The organism is Burkholderia sp. Cy-637, assembly GCF_011753175.1.
Classification (GTDB): Bacteria; Pseudomonadota; Gammaproteobacteria; order Burkholderiales; family Burkholderiaceae; genus Burkholderia; species Burkholderia gladioli.
This window is the reverse complement of the sequence record NZ_VWWC01000009.1, coordinates 32,097-49,004: the sequence shown is the minus strand read 5'-3', so window position 1 is coordinate 49,004 and position 16,908 is coordinate 32,097. Positions and strand designations below refer to the sequence as shown.

Genomic DNA, 16,908 nt, shown 5'->3' with positions numbered 1-16,908 from the left:
GTGAATACCCTGGGATTTGAAACAGAGGAGAAGGCCATGCAAAAAGACGCCCCGAGCATCCGAACCGGCTTGCGATTCGAACGCTCGGGGCGTCGTGCCTCCGCTTACATCAAATGCGTGGTCACACCATGCTGGACCAGCAATTCAGCGTTCTGCGCGCTGTTTTCGTAGACCGTGTAGGCCACGCCGTCGACGGTGGTCGCGCCATGCTCGACCCAGGCATCGCCATCGCCGCCGGAGGTGCCGGACAAATCGACCGTGTCGTGGGCGCCGCCTTTCACCATCAGTTGCGTGCGACCGTCGTCCATGAACAGGTCCTTGCCGCCGTGTTGCAGCACGTCGTCGAGCGACAGCTTCAGCGAGCTGCCCGCCGATGCGTCCAGGCCGATCGCGCCACCAGCGGCATGGGCTTCGTTTGCCGACAGCTTCGACAGGTCGAGCGCCCAGGCATCGCCGGCTCCAGGTTCGGCATGCGCCTCGTCGGACGGAGCCACGTTTTCGGCCTGCCCGGAAACGCGTGCCTGGACTGCCGCCACCCCATCTTCGTGCGGCATCTCGCGCGGTGCCTCGTCGGCATGCGGCGTCGCGTTCGCGCTCTGCTGCGAATCGCTGCCGCCGACATGCGAGGCAAGATCGTGCTCGCCGCCGAACAGCGAATCGGCCGTGGCGGGCGAGTCGACGGCATCCGGCGAAGCGCTCGATTCGGGCTCGATGGTGATCGTCACCTTGCCCGAGCGGGCGCTGGGATTGCCGGCGGCATCGGTTGCCATCACCGAGAACACATGGAGCCCGTCGTCGAGTGCCTTGTCCGGGGTGAAGCGCCACTGCCCGCTCGCATCCGCGTAGGTGCTCCCCAGCACGCCCAGGTGCTCCGAGGTGATCGTGACCAGGGCGCCGCTCTCGGCCGAGCCGACGATCTGCGGGCGATGGTCGGTGGTGATCCCGCCTTGCTGGCCAATCGATCCGCTTTCGCCGCCGACGTTCTCGATCACGTCCGTGATGGTCGGCATGGCAGGCGCCACGGTATCGATCTCGAGCAGGTATGGCGCCGACGGCGCGCCGACATTGCCGGCCCGGTCCGTCAGTACCATCGTGATGCGATAGACACCGTCGTCCAGGTCGTCGGTCGGCACCAGCGACCAGTCGCCATTTTCCGAAACGCGGGTCGAACCCAGCAAGGTGCTGGTGCCCTCGAACTCGGCGTAAAGCATCACAACGCTGCCCGCATCGGCCGTGCCGGTGAACATCGGGATCGTGTCGTCGGTCACGCCGATCTCGTGGATGTCACCGACGATCGGGCCGACGCTGTCCATCACCTGGGTGATGTGGGCCTCGCCCGGCGCGGCCGTGCTCACATGAACCCGATAGGCGGAACCGGCCTCGCTGACGTTGCCGGCGGCATCCTGCGCGGTCGCCGTGAAGACATGCTCGCCGTCATCAAGACGGGCGGCCGGGGTAAAGCTCCACCGGCCGTTCGCGTCCGAAACGGTCGAGCCCAGCACGGTGTCGCCATCGCGAATCGTCACGATCGCACCCGCTTCCGCCTGGCCTGCCAGGCTTGGCGTGGTGTCGTCGGTGTACCCGCCGTCGGGCACCGGCGCCTGGTTCGGGCCGACGTCGTCAGCCACCGATTCGATCGTCGGAGGCGACGGCGGCGTGATATCGACGACGATGTCGAACGGCTTGGTAGCGTCGCTTTCCCCGGACGCGCCCGTCGATGTCGCGGTGATGGAATGATGGCCTTCGGCGAGCGCGGCCTCGGGACGCCAGGACCACCGGCCATCCGCATCCGCCGTCGCCGAGCCCGCGAGTTCGCCGTCCACGTAGACCTTGACCAGCGAGTCCGGCGTCGCCTTGCCCTTGATTTCCGGCTGCGTGTCGTCCGTGGCTTGCCCCGGCTGCAGCACACCCGTGATGGCGCCGGCATGATCGATCACCTGATCGATCGAAATGTCGACCTTGCCGCTTTCCACCGTGAAAGCGATCGATTCACTGCGTTCGCTGGTATTGCCGGCCGGGTCGGTCACCGTCGTCGACAGGCTGTGCGCGCCTTCCGCGAGCGGCTCCGTCAAACGGAAATGCCAGGTTCCATCGGACTGCACCAGCGTCGAACCGATCGCCTGGTCACCGTCGTAGATCGTCACGATCGCACCCGGCTCGGCCTTGCCGCTATAGGTCGGCGTGGCGTCGTCGGTAACGCCGCCGGCTACGATCGGCCCGGTCGCCGGGCCCACGCCGTCGATCAGCGACAGCTCGGTCGCGACGGCCGGCGGTGTGGTATCGACGACGATCGTGTATGCCCCCGTCTCGTCGCCCAGCTTGCCGTTCGACACTTCCGCAACGGCCGTGTAGCGGTGCTCGCCGTCGCCCAACGGCGTCTCGGGACGGAACGACCAGCGGCCGTTCGCGTCGGCCTGGACCGTTCCGATCTCCTTGCCGTCCAGACGCACATGGACCAACTGCCCGGCGGGCGCCGTACCCATCACGGTCGGCCGTGTGTCGTTGGTCACGCCCGATTGCTCGACATGGCCGACATGCGGCGCCACGGCATCGAAGACGCCCGAGATCGCCGGGGCAGTCGGCACGCCGCCTACCAGCACGGTGAAATCGAAGCCGTCGCTCGGCTCGCTCCGGTTCCCGGCCTTGTCGGTCGCCACCGCGCTCAGGTGATGATCGCCATCGACCAGGGGCGCATACGGCGCTTGCGGACGGAACGACCAGTTGCCGTCGGCATCGGCCCGTGCGCTGCCGATCAGCAGCTTCGTTCCCATCACGGTGTCGTAGATCAACACCACGCTGTCGCGCTCGGCCAGGCCTTTCACGAGCGGCTGGGCGTCGTCCGTCGTCTCGCCCTGCTGCAAGGGGCCAGTCACATCGCCGACGGCGTCGATCACCTCCGCGATGCTCGGCTGCCGCGGTGCCGAGGTGTCCAGCAGCATGACGAAGGCCTCGCTCGGCTCGCTCAGGTTGCCGGCGGGATCGCGCGCGGTCACCGTGAAGCGATGCTCGCCGTCAGCCAGCGGCCGGCCCGGCGTGAACGACCAGTTGCCGTTCGTGTCCGCCAGGGTCGAGCCGATCGGCTGCCCGCCGTCGCTGATCATCACCAGGGCACCCGCTTCCGTGCGCCCGCTCAGGGACGGCGTGGCGTCGTCGGTGGCGCCGCCGTTCGCGATCAAGCCCTGCACGGCACCCACGTCGTCGCGCACGGCATCGATGCTCGGACGATCCGGCGCGGTGATATCGACCGTCAGATCGAACGGAGCGGTCGGCGGGCTCTCGACGCCGTTCGTGGTTGCCGTCGCGGTGATCCGGTGGTCCCCCTCGGCGAGCGGGTTCGGCAAGGTCAAGGACCAATGACCCTTCTCGTCGGCTTGTACCGACCCGACGACCTGCTGGTCGACCAGCACCTTCACGATCGCGTTGGCGCCTGCCTTGCCGCGAATTTCCGGCTGCCGATCGTCGGTCGTCTGCCCCGGCTGCAGGGCGCCCTGCACCTCGCCCACATGGTCGACCACCTGGTCGATCGCGATCGGCACCTTGCTGGTATCCACGGTGAAGTTGATCGGCTTGCCATGACCGCTGACATTGCCCGCGCGATCGGTCACCGTCGTCGAGAGGCTGTGGGCGCCATCCTCCAGCGGCTCGCTGACACGGAACTGCCAACTCCCGTCGGCCTTCACGATGGTCGAGCCGATGAGCTTGACGCCGTCGTAGATCGACACGATCGCGCCGCTTTCCGCGCGGCCGCTGTAGGCCGGCGTCGCATCGTCGGTGGTGGTGCCGTTGGCGATCGGCCCGTGCAGCACGCCGACGTCGTCAAACAGCACTTCGTTGAGGGACACGGACGGCGCGATGGTATCGATCAGGACAGGGTACGGGCCGGTCGACTCGCTGAGCTGGCCGTCGGCACCCTCCGCCCTGGCGCTGAACGTGTGCTCGCCGTCCGGCAGCGGCGCGGTCGGACGATAGGACCATTGGCCGGTGGACGTCGCGATCGCCGTGCCGACTTCCTTGCCGTCGATCGACACATGCACGATCTGCCCGGGCATGGCGGTGCCGTTGACGGTGGGCTGGGCGTCGTTGGTCGCGCCGTTCGGCTCGACATGACCGATCTTCGGCTCGACCGCGTCGGTCACGCCCGTGATCGCCGGCGCGCTCGGCACACCCTGCATCACCGTGATGCCATAGACCTCGCTCGCCACGCTTTCGTTGCCGGCCGCATCCTGCGCCATCGCCTCGAACTGGTGATCGCCGTTCTTGAGCGGCGTGTCGGGCCGCAAGGTCCAATTGCCATCCGCGTCGACCAAGGCCGAGCCCACGAAGGCGGTCGCGCCGTTGATCCGATCCTCGACAAACACGATGCTGCCCGGCTCCGCGGTGCCCTTCAGCGTCGGCCGCGTATCGTCGGTCGTTTCATCCCGGGCGATCGATCCGGTCACCGTGCCGACATCGTCGATCACGTCGAGGATCGACGGCGCCTCGGGGGCGGTCGTATCGACCTTGACGAGATACGGCTCGGAAACTTCGCCCTCGGCGCCTTGCGCATCTTTCGACTGCGCGGTCAGCGTGTGCTCACCCTCGGGCAGCGGGTGATCCTGGTCCGGCGTGAAACGCCAGTTTCCGAAGGAATCGGCCACGGTCGTGCCCAGCCGTTCGCCGTTGTCGAAGATCGTCACGGTCGAACCCGGCACGGCGGTACCGTGCAAGGTGGGGCGCGTGTCGTTGGTATCGCCGCCATTCGACACGGAACCCGTTTGCGGCTCCTTCGTGTCGATCACGTCGGTGATCACGGTCAATTCCACCAGCGAGGTATCGATCCTCAGTTCGAACGGCGTGCTCGCCTGGCTCTCGTTGCCGGCCATGTCGCGCGCCGTCGCCGTGAAGCTGTGGTCGCCATCCCTCAGCGCAAGCGCCGGCGTGAACGACCACTGGCCGTGGCTGTCGGCGAAGGTCGAGCCGATCGCCACGCCGCCGTCATGGATCATCACGAGCGCGTTTGCCTCGGCCGTGCCCTTCAGCGTCGGCGTCGTATCGTCGGTCGCACCATGGTTTTCGATCGGTCCCTTGGACGAGCCCACGTCATCGTATGCCGACTCGATCGCCGGCTGGCCGGGCGGCGTGACGTCCACATTCAGCATGAACGGCTTGGTCTGCCCGCTTTCCGTGCCGTCCGTGGTCGAACTCGCCGTGATCGCGTGTTCGCCTTCGGACAACGCAACCGGCAGCTTCAGCGACCAGTTGCCATTGGCATCCGCCTGCGTCGAGCCGGCCGCCTCTCCATCCACATACACCTTCACCAGCGAATTCGCACGCGCCTTGCCCACCACCTCCGGCTGCGGGTCATCGGTCGGCTGGCCGGACTGCAAGGCACCCTGCGACACGCCCACATGGTCGACCACCTGGTTGATCGTGATCGCCAGCTGGCTGGTGTCCACCGTGAATTCATGCGCTTCGCCATGCGCGCTGCTGTTGCCGGCCCGGTCCGTCACCGTCGTCGACAGGCGATGCGGGCCGTCCGCCAGCGCCTGCGGGAAACGGAAGGTCCAGTTGCCGTCCTCGCCCGCCACGGTCGAGCCGATCACCTTGCCGCCGTCGTGGATCGTCACGATCGCCCCCGCTTCGGCACGGCCGGTACAGATCGGTGCGGCATCGTCCGTCGTTGCCCCGTTGGCGATCGGGCCCGTCACGTCACCCACGCCGTCCATGAGGGTCTCGTTCGTGGAGGCCGCCGGCGCGGTGACATCCACCTCGATCACGTAGCGCCCCGTCTCCGGGCTCTTGCCACCGTTCGCGTCTTCGGCGATCGCATGAAAGGCGTGTTCGCCCTCGCTCAGCGGCGATTCCGGCCGATACGACCAGCGGCCGTTCTCGCCCGCGATCGCCGTGCCGAGCGCCTGGCCATCCAGGTACAAATGCACGATCTCGCCGGCCTTCGCCGTGCCGTTCACGGTCGGCCGCGGATCGTTCGTCACGCCTCCCGGCGCGATATTGCCGACCTGGGGCTCGACGCCATCGAACACCCCCGTGATCGCCGGCACGCTCGGCACGCTCCCCACCTGCAGGACGAAGCCGAACCCGTCGCTGGGCTCGCTTTCATTGCCGGCCGCATCGCGCGCGAGCACCTGCAAGGCATGCTCACCCTCGGGCAGCGGCGAGGCCGGCCGGAACGTCCAGTTGCCGTCGGCATCGGCGCGCGCGCTGCCGAGCAGCACCTGCCTGCCGAATACCGTGTCGTAGACCATCACCAGGCTGTTCGACTCGGCCTGGCCCTTCAGTACCGGTTGCGCGTCGTCCGTGACGTCGTTCGGCTTGAGCAAGCCCGTTTCCTCGCCCGCCTGGTCGTGCACTTCCGTGATCGACGGTTTGCCTGGCGGGGTGGTATCGACGTTCAGTTCGTAAGGCCCGGACAGCTCGCTTTTCGCTCCGGACAAGTCCTTCGAGTGAGCCGTCAGGACATGCCGCCCTTCGGACAGCAGGTGCTGCCGATCCGGCGTGAAGCTCCAATTGCCTGAAGCGTCGGTCGTGGTCGAGCCCAGCACGGCGCCGTTGTCGAGAATCGTCACGGTCGAGCCCGGCTTGGCCGTCCCCTGCAAGGTCGGGCTGGTGTCGTTGGTATCCCCGCCGTCGGGCACGGAGCCCGTCTGCGGCGCCTGATCGTCCAGCGCGCCGGTGATCACGACGCGCCCGGGGCCCGAGGTATCGATGTTCACCACATAGATGTCGCTCGCCACGCTCTCGTTGCCGGCCGCGTCGCGTGCCGTGGCCGTGAAATCGTGCTCGCCGTCGGACAGGCTCACCGGGGGCGTGAAGGACCAGTGGCCGTTGTTGTCGGCAAAGGTCGAGCCGATCGCCGTGCCGCCATCATGGATCGTCACCAGCGCGTTCGCCTCGGCCCTGCCTTTCAGCGTCGGCGTCGTGTCGTCCGTCACGCCGTGGTTCTCGACCGGGGTCTGCACGGCCCCGACGTCGTCCTGCACCGATTCGATCACCGGCTGCGCCGGCGGCGTGACGTCCACATTCAGCGTGAACGGCTTGGTCTGTTCGCTTTCCGTGCCGTCCGTGGTCGAACTCGCCGTGATCGCATGCTTGCCTTCGGGCAGCGCGTCCGGCAGCTTCAGCGACCAGTTGCCATTGGCGTCCGCCTGCGCCGAGCCAGCCACCTCTCCATCCACATACACCTTCACCAGCGAATTCGCGCGCGCCTTGCCCATCACTTCCGGCTGCCGGTCGTCGGTCGGCTGGCCGGACTGCAAGGCACCCTGCGACACGCCCACATGGTCGACCACCTGGGTGATCGTGATCGCCAGCTGGCTGGTGTCCACCGTGAATTCATGCGCTTCGCCGTGCGCGCTGCTGTTGCCGGCCCGGTCCGTCACCGTCGTCGACAGGCGATGCGGGCCGTCCGCCAGCGCCTGCGGGAAACGGAAGGTCCAGTTGCCGTCCTCGCCCACCACGGTCGAGCCGATCACCTTGCCGCCGTCGTGGATCGTCACGATCGCTCCCGCTTCGGCACGGCCGGTGTAGATCGGCGAGGCGTCGTCCGTCGTCGCGCCGTTGGCGATCGGCCCCGTTGCGTCACCCACGCCATCCACCAGGACCTCGTTCATCGAGGCGGCGGGCGGCGTGGTATCGACCACGATCGGGTATTCACCGGTCTGCGAGGTCCCGCCGCCGTTGGGCGCCGGCGCGGATACCGCGAACATGTGCGAGCCATCCGCGAGCGGAGCCTCGGGACGGTACGTCCAGCGGCCCAGTTCGTCCGCGGTCGTGCTGGCCACGTTCCTGCCGTCCATGAAGATCTGGACGATACTGCCCGCCGCCGCGGTACCGATCACGGTCGGTTGCGAATCGTTCGTCACGCCGAATTTCTCGACGTTGCCGACGTGAGGCTCGACCGCATCGAACACGCCGGTGATCGACGCCATGACCGGCACGCCGCCAACCTGCAAGGTGAAGTCGAACCCGTCGCTGGCCTCGCTTTCATTGCCGGCCGCATCGCGCGCGATCATGGTCAGCCGATGGTCGCCCTCCGGCAACGGCGACGAAGGCTGGAACGCCCAGTTGCCGTCGGCATCGGCCACCACGCTGCCGAGCAGCACCTGCTTGCCGAATACCGTGTCGTAGATCAGCACGAGGCTGCCGGCCTCGGCCGTGCCCTTCAAGTCCGGCTGCGCGTCATCCGTGATGTCGTGCGGATTCAGGGGGCCCGTCTCGGTCCCGACCTTGTCGACCACCTCGACGATCACCGGCGGCGCCGGCGGCGTCACATCGACCTCGAGGACGAATGGCTCGCTGGGCACGCTGACGTTGCCCGCCTCGTCCTCCGCGCTCACCGTCAGCACATGCTCGCCCTCGGGCAGCGGCGCGCGCGGCGTGAAGGTCCAGGCGCCGCTGGAACCGGCGACGACCGATCCGATTCGGGTGTCCCCGTCATATATCGCCACGATCGAGCCGGCCTCGGCCTGCCCCGACAACACCGGCTTCGGATCGTCGCTCACCGCGTGATTCTCGAGCGCGCCCTGGATGGAGCCGACATGGTCGACCACCTGAAGTATCGTCGGCTGGCCCGGCGGCGTGGTGTCGACATCGACCGTGTAGGGCTTCGACATGCTGCTCTTGCGGCCCAGATGGTCCTGCGCCTGCGCGGTGAAACCGTGGCTGCCCTCACTCAGTTCGTCCGGCACGCGGAACGACCAGGTACCGCTCTCGCCGATCTTCACGCTACCGATCGCCTCGGAACCCGCGTTGTCGTAAACGTAGACGATCGAGCCGATCTTGCCGCGCCCCTCGATGGTCGGACGCGTATCGTTGGTTGCCTCGTTGCGGTTGACGATGCCGACGTGCGGATCGACGTCGTCGACCACGCGATCGATCAGCGGCCGGCTCGGCGGCGAGGTGTCGACCGTCATCGTGAACTGGGTGGGATCGCTGGCGTGGCCGAGCGGGTCGACCTCGACGATCGAGAACGTATAGGTGCCGCCGACCAGCGCGTCGTCGAGGGACAAGGACCAGTTGCCCTCGGCGTCGACGGTGGTACGGCCGAGCCGCTCGCTGCCGTTCCAGATTTCGATCGAGTCGCCGGGCGTGTGCCCTTGTCCCTTGAAGACCGGCGTGATGTCCTCGGTATAGCCGCCGTCCGGAATCGCCTTGAGTTGCAGGCCTTCGTCGTCGTAGACGCCGGTGAGCAGCGGCGCGGCCGGGCCGGCCTTCGTCTGCGGATGTTCGGTCGGCCGATCGTCGACGGCACTGTCCTTGCCGCGCGCGCTGTCGACCAGGCCACCGGCGAGCACCGCCGCCGGCACCGCGAAGGCCGCGCCGATGGCGCCGAGCGTGCCGAGACCGAGGGCACCCGCCCCCGGCGCGGCCGCCATGGTGTCGGCGAAGCCGGGCGGCAGGCTCGATTGACTCAGCTCGACCGACGCGCCCGCATCCTCGGCAAGCGACGACAAGGCCGCGCCCGAATTCGCGTTCGACGACACCGCATATTCGTAGTACTGCCCCCCTTCCGCCTCGCCGACAAGCTGGGAGCCCGAGCCGTAGTAATTCTCGATGACGACCTGGGGCTGATCCGCGCTTGCGCCCTCCAGGCCGATATGCAGATCCTGGCCGACGCGCTTCACGGCCACTTGGCGCGGAGCCAGGCCGGTCGATTCGTCGATCAGCACGAACTTGCCGTTCGCCACCGCATCCAGGCTTGCCGGCGCACCCGCCACGCCCGGCTGCAATTCGATCGTTTGGGTAATGGTCTTGCCGCTGACTGCGGCGAGCTTGATGACATGATTACTCACGGTCAATTCCTTGATTGATTGTCGAACATCGACTGAATAACTCACAAACACGATTCCACTGGATATTGGATTTTTATTTATGAATTCAGCGGCCTTCCCGTAAAAACGACAACAAATTCTCGATAGAAACGCCGTGTCTCAACAAGCTGACTCGTCAGAGCAGGAAAAATATCGACAAGCCCTCTTCATGCCTTCCGCAGCAATGCCGAATCGATGATTGACATCCAACAAAATCGTAAGGAAACGGCTTAATCCGCTATTCTCAAGATTCAATCCATTTCTTATGAATGGTTATTGGCATGTTTTTATTATGAGATTTATGAAAAATTACCCTTGCCGATATCAGGCAATGATTGGCACGGAGACTGACAAGTCGCCTCTCTCGAAAGCCTCGATCAGGAAGAACGGCAACTCGAGAGACCATTGGCCATCGCGCACGATCGCGTCGTAACGAAGCGATCCATTCGTGCCGTCATCGAGAGTCACCGTCCGCATGGCGCCGTCGGCAAGGGCACTGGGGCCGCCGACGGCGCGATAGCTCGCATTGCTGCCCACGTGGAATTCGACGTCGCGCCAGCGCACCGGCGGATGCGCAGGAAAGGGGCGCGCATCGTGAAATCCGAACAGCTCGTCATGATTGAGCACGCTGTCGCGGATCGTCGGCCACAACACGGCGCGCAGGAAGTACTGGTCGGTGAACCTGCGCTCGTCCGGGCAACTGCGCACGAAGTCGGCCATCAGCGGCGCGATCGGCGGGAACACGCCGCGGCAGCCGGCCCACATGCCGGCCAGCAACAGCTCGGTATGCGTGAAGTAATCCCTCATGTGGTGGAACCAGCGTCCGCTGTCGAGCCAGGCCTCGATCGCGGCGGGCTCGCGTTCGGACAGGAGCGCGTCCGCGTCGCGGATCATGAAGCGCGCCACCGCCGGATCGTCGAGCACGAGAAAGCGCCACATCGTGCCCGGCATGGCCAGGCGTAGCGCGTCGTCCACCCGGATCAGCGTCGCGCCCGCCGCCTTCAGTCGGCTGCGGACATGATCCGGCACCGTGTCGTCGTGATAAACGCGGCAGGTCCATGCCGGAAACAGCTCACCGACGATCCGGGCATTCATGACCAGCGTTTCGCAATAGCGCGGCTTCGCGCCGTACAGGCTGTAGGCGATCACGTTCCGCTCGGGCTGCCGGGAATCGAAAGGCGTCGGCCGACCCGGCGGTACCGCCCACTGACGACGGACGGAGAAGCGCGCGTCGGCGGTAGCCAGCGAGCGATATCCGTAGCGGCGCAGTTCGTCGTGCTTGCCGAGCCACCCGCATGCTTCGGCGAGGCCGTCGATCCAGGTCGGCGCGAGTTGCTGCTGGCGCGCCGGTTCCAGCGCCTCGATGCCGCGATAGACACGATAGGCGTCTTCATGACGGCCTTCGCGCATCAGGCACAGCGCATAGTCGCCCAGCACGGTCGGGTTGCCGGGTGCCAGCGCCAACGCGCGCTCGGCCAACTGTCGCGCGGCGCGATAGCGGCCGGCGGCCATCGCGGCGCGAAATTCGCCGGCCAGCTCGCGCAGGCGCTTGCCGGCCGCGCCGCCGGCGCGCGGCAGCGAAGCGCGACGCGGGTTGCCGTAAACGGGAAATCGTGAATTCATCTCAAGGCTCCGAAGAAGCGCCGGTGCGCCGATACGGCGCCTGGCAGGCAGGAAAGGCGAACGCCGCGGCAGCCACCGCCGCGACGGCGATCGGACATCAAGGGACTGTCAGGAGCCGCAACGGCCGGTGGACGCGGAACCCGCCCGCCACGCGGCCTCGCCGCCTCGCGCATAACGCGCGTGAAGGCGGAGCACCTTCGCGACATAGGCCCGTGTCTCGTCGTAAGGTGGAATCCGTCCGCCATGGCGGGCGATGGCGCCCTCGCCGGCGTTGTACGCGGCCAGCGCGAGTTCGCGCGCGCGATAGCGTTGCAGCAGGCCGCCGAGGAAACGGGCGCCGGCCAGGATGTTCTGCCTGGCATCGAACGGGTCGCTCAGGCCGTATTGCGCCCCCGTGGCGGGCATCAACTGCATCAGGCCGACCGCCCCCTTCGGGGAAATCACCCGAGGGTCGCCCGCCGATTCGGCATGAATGACGGCCAGCAGCAGCGCCGCGTCGAGCCCGCAGGCGCGCGCGATATCGCCAACCAGCGGCGCGAGCGCCATCACGCGCAAAGAGGTGTGAAGATCCCGAGCGGCATCCGGCAGCGGGTTTCCGGTATCGAACGTCAGCATCACGCCGCGCGTCGGCGCACTTGCCGAGCGCGCGGCGTCGCGCATGCCGCCGACGATCATCACCACGCCGCCGGCACCCGCTTCCCCGGCTCCGCATGCAAGCGAGGCGATCATCACGAGCCGGACGAGCCGCCGCCGGCAACCCTTCCCGACCGCCGCCGACCGGATGCCGGCCCACCGCCGACTCATCGCTCCATGTCCTGCCCGCTCGCGCCGCGATAGGCGGACTGCATCCGCACGACGACCTCGGATTCCAGCGCGATTGGCCAGCGCCCCGTCACGCGCCCGTCCTCGAGCTTGCGTCGGCACAGGAAGTCGGGTTTGACGGGCGCGCCATAGGGATCGTGGTTCGCGTCGGCCGGCTCGGTGGCGGTCAGGCCGTCGAGCCCGACCGCGCCGATGCCGTTGATCGCGTAGTACACGACACGATTCACGAACGGCACGACCATCTCATGGCAGTAGTGCACGCGGATCTTCAGCAGGTTGGCATCCTGGATGTTGGTGCCCGACTCGCGACCGATATTGGTCTTGCGATAGCGCAGCAACTCGTTCGGAATCTCCCGCACGGTGCTGCGCGACTGCGCGTCGTAGCGCGTCTGCCCGAAATCGTCGAGCTGCGCGCGCGTCGGGTTGATGATGGCGATGCGGGCACGGTCGCGTACCGCCTGGTCGGCCCGCGCCAACGCGGCGCTCGCGCCGGCCGCGTTCGCCTCGTACGCATAGAGGGGAGACAGGCCGCGAGCCAGGCCACGCTGCATCGCGTCGAGTTCGGCGTGATTGACGGCCCCTTCGCGAGCCGCCTCCAGCGTGGCCGAATCGAGCGTCGCCCGGGCCTGGAACAGCAAGGCGTATTGCAGCAGCCCGAAGCAGAAGAACAGCAGCACGGGCGCCACGATCACGAACTCGACGAGCGACTGGCCGCCCTGGCGAATGCGCGTGCCTGCGCGACGGGGCTTCATGCCAGGTCCCCCAGCACGATCGTCGCCCCCGGGCCGATTCGATGACGCGCGGCGGCGCCGGCCGCCATCTCCAGCGTCCTGGCGCCACGCCAGTGCATCAGGACGCGCCATGCCCGCACCTCGCGGTGCACGGCCAGGACGCGGCCCGCGCGATTCACGAACAACACGTCGATCGGGAAACGCATCCCGAAGGTGTGCACGCTGGCGCAGCGCTCGAGCAACAGCGCCTCGTCCTCGGCGAGCGCGTCGCACCCGAGCAGGCCTCGCAGCCGCTCGCGCGCCGATTCCGCCAGGGCCACGCGCACGCCGGTCGCCCGCCCGCTCACGAACAGCCGGCCATGCCTCACAGAAAGCCTCCCTGCACGAAACGCATCGCGATCGGAAAACCGAGCACCACGAAGGTCACCGGAAAGATGAACATCATCAAGGGAAACACCAGCTTCACCGGCGCCTCCATCGCGAGCTTCTCGGCACGCTGGAAACGCTCGGCGCGCCGTTGTTCGGACTGGAAACGCAGCGTGCCGGCAAGCCCGGAACCCATGCGCTCGGCCTGGATCACGGCACCGACGAAGTTGGTGATTTCCTTGATGTCCTGCCGTTCGTCGAAACGGCGCAGCGCATCGGCGCGGTTCAGGCCGGATTTCAGGTCGCGCAGCACATGTTCGAACTCGCTGCGCAGCGCGCCGTCCGGCCCTTTCTCGACCGCTTTCTGGATCGCGCCGTTGATGTTGAGCCCGGCCTCGACGGCCAGCGTCAGGAAGTCGAGATAGACCGGCAACTGCTTGCGGATCGCCACCACCCGGGCGCGTCGTACATCGCGTACCCAGATACGGGGGTAGCTGTAGCCGAGCAGGGCGGCAAGCGGCAGCACCAACAGCGAAAAGCTGTCGAGCGCGAGCATCGCGAACACCGCGATCAAGCTAGCGATCGCGGCGGACAGGACGCTCAGGGCAATGAACTGTCGCGCCGTCATCAGGAAGATCAGGTGCGTGAGCCGCAATTGAAGCTCGACCCGTGCGACATAGGCGGCGGAGAGGTGTTCGCCGATCCCGTGCTCGACGAGGTTGACCAGCGGCCACACCAACCGCAGCCAGCGCGGCAGGGGATCGGAATAGGCGCGATCCTCCTTCGGTACCGCTCGTCGCAACTGCACGACCGAGCGCAGCAGCAGGCCCAGCACCAACACGGCGCCGAAGCCGACCAGCGTGGAGACCATGAAAATCATCGATACCCTCCCGAATTCCCTTGCCCGCGACTCAGACGTCGATATTGGTGATCTTCGAAATCGCCTTGTAGCCCAGGAATTCCATCACCGCGATCACGGCCAGCGTCAGCCAGCCGATCCGCTCATGGAACAGCGGCGCCATCGCTTCGGGCTCCATGAAATTGAGCACGACCATCAGGCCCAGCGGCAGCAAGGTCATCACGATGCCCTGCATGCGTCCCTGCGACGTCAGGGCCCGGATCTTGCCCTCCATCTGCAGCTTGGCGCCGAGCGTGCGCGCCACCGATTCGAGCGCTTCCGCGAGATTGCCGCCGACTTCCCGCGAGATGGTGACGGCAGCCGTCACCATCAGGAAGTCGGGAACGGGAATGCGCCGCTCGATGTTCTGCATCGCGATATCGAGGTCGATGCCGAGACGCAGTTCGCGCATGAGCAGCTCGAGCTCCCCCGAGATCGGCGCGGGTGCCTCCGATACGACACTTTCCATGGCCACCGCGAAACTCGCGCCGGCACGCAGCGCACCGGCCGTCATCAGCAGCACGTCCGGCAACTGGCGTTCGAGCAACGCGATGCGGCGCTTGCGCATCATCGCGAGCACGCGGCGCGGCGCCATCAAGGCCCCGACCAACGCGACAACGGCGAGCAGCACGCTGTCGAACAGGAAATAGGCGAACAAGGGGAGCAGGACGATGGCCAGCAGGGACAACAGCGCGCTCTGCTGGCGATTCACGAATACGTACATCTCGGCGAGCGAGGCCTCGATCTCGCCCGCGACGCGGCGCGACCGAGCCGTCATGGCAACGCGCCCCAGCTTGAACACCACGACCAGGAGGACGATCGTCCCGGCGAACATCAGCGCGAGCAGCACGAGGAGGTTCATGCATGCCCCGTCTCGGCGCCGCCGGTGAAGATCGAGGTGTCGACCGGAATGCGCCGGCGTATCAGTTCCTGATAGAAGTCCGGCACATAGGACGTGGGATGGAAGACGCCCTGCACCCGGCCATCCTCGCCGAAGCCGTCCTGCCGGAACACGAATACGTCCTGCAGCTGGATCACGCCCGATTCCATCCCGCTCACCTCGGTCACGTGGGTGACGCGCCGCGAGCCGCACGAGAAACGCGTCTGCTGGACGATGATGTCGACCGCCGAGCAGATCTGCTCGCGAATCGCCTGCACCGGCAGGTCGAGCCCGGCCATCAGCGTCATCACCTCGAGGCGGGCGATGCAGTCGCGCGGCGAGTTCGCGTGAGCGGTCGTCAGCGAACCGTCGTGCCCGGTATTCATGGCCTGCAGCATGTCGAGCGCCTCGCCGCCGCGGCATTCGCCCACCACGATCCGGTCGGGCCGCATGCGCAGGCAGTTCTTCACCAGATCGCGGATCGGCACCGCCCCCTTGCCCTCCATGTTCGGCGGACGCGCTTCGAGCGCGACCAGGTTCGGCTGGGACAGTTGCAGTTCGGCGGCATCCTCGACGGTCACGATACGCTCGTCGTCGGGGATGTAGTTGGACAGCACGTTGAGCAAGGTGGTCTTGCCCGAACCGGTGCCGCCCGAGATGATGATGTTCGCGCGCTGCTCCACCGCCGTGCGCAGGAAGGCCAGCATGTCGGCCGACATCGAGCCGAAATCGATCAGGTCCTCGCCCGTCAGCTTGCGCTGGGAGAACTTGCGGATCGTGATGCTGGGCCCCTTCAGGGCCAGCGGCGGGATCACCGCGTTGACGCGCGAGCCGTCGGACAGGCGCGCATCGACCATCGGCGAACTCTCGTCGATGCGCCGGCCGATCGGCGCGACGATGCGCTCGATCGCGCCGAGCACCGCGCGGTCGTCGGTGAAGATCACCCGCGAGCGGGTCAGCTTGCCGCGTCGTTCGACGAAGATCTCGTCGTGGCAGTTCACCATGATTTCGCTGACCTCCGGATCGGCGATCAGCTCCTCCAGCGGCCCGAGCCCGATCACTTCGTCGAACACGCTCTTGCGCAGCGCCTCGAGCGACACATCGGCCGAGCGGAACGCCGCGTCGTTGTCGAGGATCTCGTCCAGCGCGCCGCCCACCGTGCGCCGCAATTCGTCATCGTCCATCCGCGCCACGTTCAGGCGGCGCAGATCCAGCTCGGCTATCAGACGCATATGCACAGTCTTGCGCAGTTCGATGCCGATTCGGTTGTTGATGGCCGGCGTCGGCAACTCGGGAACGGGATTCGCGCGGCGAGCAGGCGGGGGATCGCTGCGTGCCGCCGGCACGGACAAAGCGGGTTCCGCGGCGGTCCCGACAAGGGCCGTGGCGGGCACGGCCGCGACCTTGGCGCCGTCCTGCGCAGACACGCCAGGGGGCGCGGCGGGCATCGCCAGCGGGTCCGCCGCAGCCTGCGCGGGCGACGACGGCTCGGCCACGACACGCAGCTTCGCCGTGCCGATCTCGATTTCGTCGTTCCCGGTCAAGGGCCCGAAGGTCTCGATGGGCGCGCCATTGACCAGCGTGTTCGCGATCCCGCCCTGATCCTCCAAATACCAGGCATTGCCTCGCGCAACGATGCGCGCCTGGATCCTGCCAACCAGCATGCCCTTGATCACGACATCGCACTCCGGCGACTTGCCGATCGTGCAACCATCCTCGATGCGAACGACCTGCGGGGCGCCGTGGCGCAATTGCACTTGCAGACTCAGCACGGTGCTGTCT

8 protein-coding genes are annotated in these 16,908 nt (G+C 67.0%); all 8 read right to left on the bottom strand.

The window, feature by feature from the left end; translation table 11 throughout:
- Window positions 1-104: 104 nt before the first annotated feature.
- The 8 genes from F3J10_RS04705 to F3J10_RS04670 all read right to left on the bottom strand — a co-directional run bounded on the left by F3J10_RS04705 (window position 105) and on the right by F3J10_RS04670 (window position 16,898).
- The gene (locus F3J10_RS04705; RefSeq protein ID WP_167241300.1) at window positions 105-9,788 is read right to left on the bottom strand and encodes an Ig-like domain-containing protein; all 9,684 of its coding nucleotides are present in this window, start codon (window positions 9,786-9,788) and stop codon (window positions 105-107) included.
- 342 nt (window positions 9,789-10,130) lie between these two features.
- Complete coding sequence (locus F3J10_RS04700) at window positions 10,131-11,318, bottom strand: tetratricopeptide repeat protein (RefSeq protein WP_240155371.1); 1,188 nt, start codon at window positions 11,316-11,318, stop codon at window positions 10,131-10,133.
- A gap of 219 nt (window positions 11,319-11,537) precedes the next feature.
- On the bottom strand, window positions 11,538-12,233 hold the full coding sequence (locus tag F3J10_RS04695; protein ID WP_240155369.1) for a lytic transglycosylase domain-containing protein: 696 nt from the start codon (window positions 12,231-12,233) through the stop codon (window positions 11,538-11,540).
- Window positions 12,230-13,003: a TadE family protein gene (locus F3J10_RS04690; RefSeq protein WP_167241295.1), complete on the bottom strand. Its 774-nt coding sequence runs from the start codon at window positions 13,001-13,003 to the stop codon at window positions 12,230-12,232. Before F3J10_RS04690 ends, F3J10_RS04695 begins: the two co-directional genes overlap by 4 nt.
- On the bottom strand, window positions 13,000-13,350 hold the full coding sequence (locus tag F3J10_RS04685; protein WP_167241293.1) for a DUF192 domain-containing protein: 351 nt from the start codon (window positions 13,348-13,350) through the stop codon (window positions 13,000-13,002). Before F3J10_RS04685 ends, F3J10_RS04690 begins: the two co-directional genes overlap by 4 nt.
- Window positions 13,347-14,228, bottom strand: coding sequence for a type II secretion system F family protein (locus F3J10_RS04680; protein WP_036028360.1), 882 nt, complete (start codon window positions 14,226-14,228; stop codon window positions 13,347-13,349). Before F3J10_RS04680 ends, F3J10_RS04685 begins: the two co-directional genes overlap by 4 nt.
- Window positions 14,229-14,259: 31 nt before the next feature.
- On the bottom strand, window positions 14,260-15,108 hold the full coding sequence (locus tag F3J10_RS04675) for a type II secretion system F family protein (RefSeq protein ID WP_166912740.1): 849 nt from the start codon (window positions 15,106-15,108) through the stop codon (window positions 14,260-14,262).
- Complete coding sequence (locus F3J10_RS04670; protein ID WP_167241291.1) at window positions 15,105-16,898, bottom strand: ATPase, T2SS/T4P/T4SS family; 1,794 nt, start codon at window positions 16,896-16,898, stop codon at window positions 15,105-15,107. The genes F3J10_RS04675 and F3J10_RS04670 overlap by 4 nt, the downstream gene beginning before the upstream one ends.
- Window positions 16,899-16,908 lie beyond the last annotated feature (10 nt).

Excerpts from the sequence above, each read along its gene's own strand:
- F3J10_RS04700 (WP_240155371.1), bottom strand. The coding sequence starts at position 11,318 with ATGGCCGCCGGCCGCTATCGCGCCGCGCGACAGTTGGCCGAGCGCGCG.
- F3J10_RS04695 (WP_240155369.1), bottom strand. The coding sequence starts at position 12,233 with ATGAGTCGGCGGTGGGCCGGCATCCGGTCGGCGGCGGTCGGGAAGGGT.
- F3J10_RS04690 (WP_167241295.1), bottom strand. The coding sequence starts at position 13,003 with ATGAAGCCCCGTCGCGCAGGCACGCGCATTCGCCAGGGCGGCCAGTCG.
- F3J10_RS04680 (WP_036028360.1), bottom strand. The coding sequence starts at position 14,228 with ATGATTTTCATGGTCTCCACGCTGGTCGGCTTCGGCGCCGTGTTGGTG.
- F3J10_RS04675 (WP_166912740.1), bottom strand. The coding sequence starts at position 15,108 with ATGAACCTCCTCGTGCTGCTCGCGCTGATGTTCGCCGGGACGATCGTC.